Origin of the sequence: Facilibium subflavum (assembly GCF_003574485.1) — a bacterium.
GTDB lineage: Bacteria > Pseudomonadota > Gammaproteobacteria > Francisellales > Francisellaceae > Facilibium > Facilibium subflavum.
Genome location: NZ_QLIT01000148.1, coordinates 1 through 4,973 on the forward strand (window position 1 = coordinate 1; position 4,973 = coordinate 4,973).

The 4,973-nt window shown below is 37.1% G+C and carries 3 protein-coding genes; 1 reads left to right on the top strand and 2 read right to left on the bottom strand.

All coding sequences use genetic code 11. The features are described 5' to 3' along the window. Positions 1–201: 201 nt before the first annotated feature. Positions 202–1,941 carry a hypothetical protein gene (locus DNK84_RS09290; RefSeq protein ID WP_119344252.1) on the top strand — a complete coding sequence of 580 codons (1,740 nt, stop codon included), beginning with the start codon at positions 202–204 and terminating at the stop codon, positions 1,939–1,941. Positions 1,942–1,977: 36 nt separating this feature from the next. Here DNK84_RS09290 and DNK84_RS09295 read toward each other — a convergent pair whose 3' ends face one another. Both DNK84_RS09295 and DNK84_RS09300 read right to left on the bottom strand, forming a co-directional pair. Continuing rightward, complete coding sequence (locus tag DNK84_RS09295; RefSeq protein WP_119344253.1) at positions 1,978–3,261, bottom strand: hypothetical protein; 1,284 nt, start codon at positions 3,259–3,261, stop codon at positions 1,978–1,980. 9 nt (positions 3,262–3,270) lie between these two features. Further along, positions 3,271–4,440 (bottom strand): hypothetical protein, encoded by a 1,170-nt coding sequence (locus tag DNK84_RS09300; RefSeq protein ID WP_119344254.1) that lies wholly within the window; start codon positions 4,438–4,440, stop codon positions 3,271–3,273. Between the last annotated feature and the right edge of the window lie 533 nt (positions 4,441–4,973).

Genomic DNA, 4,973 nt, shown 5'->3' on the forward strand with positions numbered 1-4,973 from the left:
TTGGTTCACAGAACCTAAAAGTCTAAAGCAGGAAATAAGCAAACGCTATAAAAGTACTTATGGCGTTGTGTTGCTAATTGCTTTGTAACCACCGGTCACTGTAAATTTCCTTAATAAATGGTTATATTATTGCCGTTGATATATGCATCACAAGGGGGTGTGCGATATCCAATAATAACGACTGCACATTAAGGGGGAGTGTTGAGGTTTGATGATTTTTTAGTGCAAGTCCGAGCGCTTTGTTGTGAAATATCAGGTAATGGGCAGGAGCTAAATTATATCACCTTTACTGGCACATCGATTGCTTCTGATTTTCATGACCCGCATGCACTTTTTCATTTACATGGCGATATATCTTCATCACAAGCGGCAAATATTTCACAAGGCTGGAACTATGCCGATGCGGTTTTATCTGTCTTCATCGCCGCTGACATGCTGTGGCAGATTTATAACGATGAGATTGATATCAAAGCACAAGATGAAAATGCAATTAAGGCTGGGTTACTGTTAAGCTCTGCTGCAATTGTGATTGTACTGACCGCTATTGGTTTTTCAGGCTGGGGATTTGCGATTGCAACAATTTTTGACTTTGGTTTAGCGGCCTGGGATTTTTATGATAGCTGGCGAATGCTGCATAATTTTGATTTTTGGCTGGAAAAGCAGCTTTATCAACTGGATTTTTTTGAAAAAAAATTAACTCAGCTCAAAGAAGTGCAGAACACGCAGTCACAGGCAAATTCGGCACAGAAACAACAAGAAATACAAACCACGGTAAAAAAGTTAGAAAATGCCAAACAAGCACTGTTACAGAATATCAAGTCTCGCGCAGCGGTGCATTACTATAATAATTCAAACGATGAAGGCTTTTCAGTGAAGCTTGATCGATTATGTGCCAATGTGGCAAATCGTCGTGAGAAAAAAAGACAAAAACTATTTATTCATAAAGAAGATCGTCAAGCACTAAATGACTATGTAGAGGTTTATAAAAAACAACCACTGCCAAGTGATATCAGGCGTGATATAGCAATAAAAAAGCAGTTAAAAGATAATCTAACCAATAAGGGGGTAATGCTTGGATTAAAAACTGCCAGCATGGTGGGGATGATTTTACTTGCCATAGCTGTCAGTGCGCACCCGATTGGCCTGGCGATTACCATTGGTGTTGCCGTAGGTTATTTATTGTGGAAATTTGGCACACCTGTGATTAAGCGGATGTTTTTTGGGCATAAATCTGCTTTTGCTCGTCAACGTAATCCTTTAGCGCAGGAACTTGAGGATTTAAAAGCTGTTTTATTATTACCTGAAGAAAAAAATGGCCAAATTGTATCGTCAGAAAACTTAGCGTTAACAAAAAACAAACTTGCACTTTATCGAATAATACATGAAATATCACCAGATTTGCTTGATCAATATTATGCTCACATAAAAGAGTTAGCAGATGACTCTGTGAAGGAATTTATTGAATTTTTAGAAGAGCGATTTCCAGGTAACGCATTAAACTCAGAAAACAGATCTTTGATTGATGCACTGCTTTTGAAGTGGGTTGAAACAAAGGATATTGAGGTTTGTGGGAAATGGCTGATGGATTATTATCAGTTGATAGGAGAAGAGGAATGCCCGGCATTAAAGCTTGATGGCTGTGGATTTTATCTTCAAAAAGCCGCATTAGAATATTTAAAAGATGGAATGAAAAATTTAAAGGAAAATCATTTTCTAAGCTTGCAAGAAAAAGTACAGCAATACCGGGATTTACGTTATAAACTTGAATCGATGGATAACAAGCTTAATAAGATCTATTGTTATCGAGATAAGTCTTTATCATCTAAGATATGCCTTACAGAATTTAAAGCATTTATAGACAAAGAAGAGAGAGAAACGCCTTGTAATGAATTTGCACTGTTATTTGGCCAAAGTAGAATAGCGCCAGGGTATGAGATATAGATTTATAGAGCACATACAAATCATTATTAGCTGATATTATTCCTTCAACCTGGTCATTGCTAAGAAATATAAAATGCCAATTACGGGTGTCAGCGTAATAATGATAAGAACAATTTCATTGGGTGATGGCAAGTGATGGCGATAACTAAAATAAGAAGTCGCAGCAATCATGACGAAGGTAGCAATAAAAAGACAAAGGCTTAGTATTGTGGCTCTTAACTCATATGGAATTAAGGTAAAAAGCGTCGTTTCAAATAAGTTTCTGGACAGATCAATAAACGGGCGAAACAGCAGCACAAAAATAAGCCACTCAAACATTAGACTTTTGTTGATATCATAGGCGACTAAACCAAATAGCGATAATAGTAAGACGAGCAAGAGTGATAAATAAATACTGGTGTTGACAGGGAGTCGCTTGGTAATTTTTGAATTGATAAACCCGCGGATCGTATAAGAAAAGCTGGTTAATGATATCAATAAAACAAAAACGATAAGGTGCAAGATATCATGATGTGGGCTTTTATAGTGTCTGATCAGGCTAACCAATAAATAAATATGCACATTGATAATCATTACACTGGTGAGTATTAAGCACAATAGCAGGCAAACAATACGGCTTTTATGCGGGCTTTGCCCAATGTGCTTAAGTACATCAATGTAAGATTGCCTTGATGTTATAGCATTTGCTGTTTTGCTTATTCTGAATTGATATTTTTGTAGGTGGAAAATATAGCCTAAGAGAATCAGAAAAATAATTAATGGGATGAGCGTTGTGTAAATTGGATGTTTAAAGTGGATGAGTAATATAAAACTCGTTGCGCTTATAAGCATTAAAACAGTGGGTATTGAACAACCATAACGCTGAGAGACTGGCAGTGTTTTAAGTCTTGAAATCAGATGTTTTGGTTGCGCTGTATTGATGCTTTGATCAATAATATCTTGAAGATAGCTTTGAAAAGGAGCATCGGTCGCCATTTTTCCCATGGTCGCACTAATGGCATTGATAATGATGTAAAGCAGCAGAAGGTTGTGTGATCCATGGATATAAAGCGTTATAAATAAAAAAACATTAGATAATGCCGTTAGGCTAAACCCTGCAATAATCATGCGTTTTCGACCGATAATATCGGCAACAGCACCAAGTGGTAGCTCAAAAAAAAGACCAACATAGAAAACAAGCATAAAGCGAATCGAGATAAGATACACCGGCAGCCCAAGGAATGCGCCGATTAACAGGTGTGCAAATGTATCCGAAATTGACTGATAGGCAATAGCCCAGTTTTGCAGTTGTCCAATTCTTCTGGTAAGTGCAGTTTTCATTTTATGTTCCTAAATAAATAGATTTACAGCAACTAAGATTGATTGACTGTATTTACCAAGTAGTGCCCGATAGTGCTTGTTGTATTGTGCTGATGCACTGTTTTTTGCATAAAACTGATTATAGAGATAACCGGCATACAATGCGACATGCTTATTAAGCCGGTATTTAAGCCCAGTGGTAAACATGTATTGCGGTAACCCGAGTCCAATTAGATTCATCCCGCCACTAAAACCTGCTGAGTAGATTAGTGAGTGGCCATTTATTGAAAAGATATGTCCGATTTCAGTATCATAAGCACCCAGGTAACCGGGGTGATCAAGGCCGAATTCTCCTGGTTGGCTTCGATGAATCGAACCAATATAGCTTAATAGCACATAGTTTTGATGCCAATAAGCATGCAGATAAGTCGCAAAGCCGCCTAAACGCTTTTTTAATGGTGTTGTTTGTAACCCACCAAAACCAAGGTTATATTGAAAAAGTGCGGCATCTGTTAGGCTGCTTGTATAATCCATGCCAAGCATGATTTTATTATTGTCTTGGTATTTGATTTGATACTGCATGCGTGCGCCAAGACCAAGCTGATTATTGGCAATATAGCGCTGAGAAGGTTTAAATAGATAGGTGCTAAAATGCCAGTTTGCCAGGTTCAGGTTAGCCAAAATGGTATTGTGTAAAGTGATGGCAAATTTCTTTGTGAGTGGTTGTTCAAATAGATATGAGTGAAAACTGCCAAAAGGTAAGACGTCTTTTCCAGCTAATATATTGATTTTTTTCGTTGGTGCATATTTGATATAAAACTCACGAAATCCAAGCCCCGGTGTGATGGGTGTGACATGTTCAAAATGCTTGGCATACATATGTAAAGATAAGTGATATCGGGATTGAATATTCCCGGTAAAAATTGCATAAGGCATGCTGTAATCGCTCTGGGCCTGTTTATCATCGAGCTTAATTTTTTGTGCCAGAAACCATATTGCTGCATGATAGTCGACAGACTTAACCCAGTTATTTTGGACTTTTATTGTCGTATCGGTTTTATTTGGCTGGCTTAAATTAAAGTTATCTGGTAGTTGTTGGCCTGTTTGATCAGTGCTTTTATGATGTACATTAGCATAGGTGATATAAACACTGCTGCAAAAAATTAAAACAAGGCAGATAAAAATGGTTTTCAAGTTCATAAATAAAAATGATTATCGTTTATATTAAGTGATACGATAATCATCAAAAGCGTTTTACACCAATTAGGTTTATTTATAGTGGTGATAGAAAAATATTTGGTTACAGAAAATGATTTGCCATTGGTACAGCCTAATTTTCAACACCTTGTCTGATTTTTAATGCAATTGCTTGTTGAAACGACAAATAAGTGGTTTAATTGAGATAACAAACCCTTTCAGTGGTTGTAAGATGGAAAACTTATTATATACCCATCGTGAATCATTTTGCGATGTTTAGTTGCGACGCAGTTTGTGAAGATTTTGGCAGCTTGGGTTGCAGGTAATAGCTGCCCTTTCCAGAGGCTTTGGGCGCTCATTTGCTAAAACAATGAAACTGTTCATTGTTTCTTAACGCATTCGCTATTGTCAAGATTCAATCTATCAAAGTCACGTAAAATGTAAAGCAAGAAATTCTGTAAAATGGTTTGGGATGAGTATACCACCGATAAAAACTATATAAAAGCAGCAGCTGAAAGACAGGGTAAACGCATCTA

Coding starts and splice junctions, on each gene's coding strand:
- DNK84_RS09295 (WP_119344253.1), bottom strand. CDS start 3,261: ATGAAAACTGCACTTACCAGAAGAATTGGACAACTGCAAAACTGGGCT.
- DNK84_RS09300 (WP_119344254.1), bottom strand. CDS start 4,440: ATGAACTTGAAAACCATTTTTATCTGCCTTGTTTTAATTTTTTGCAGC.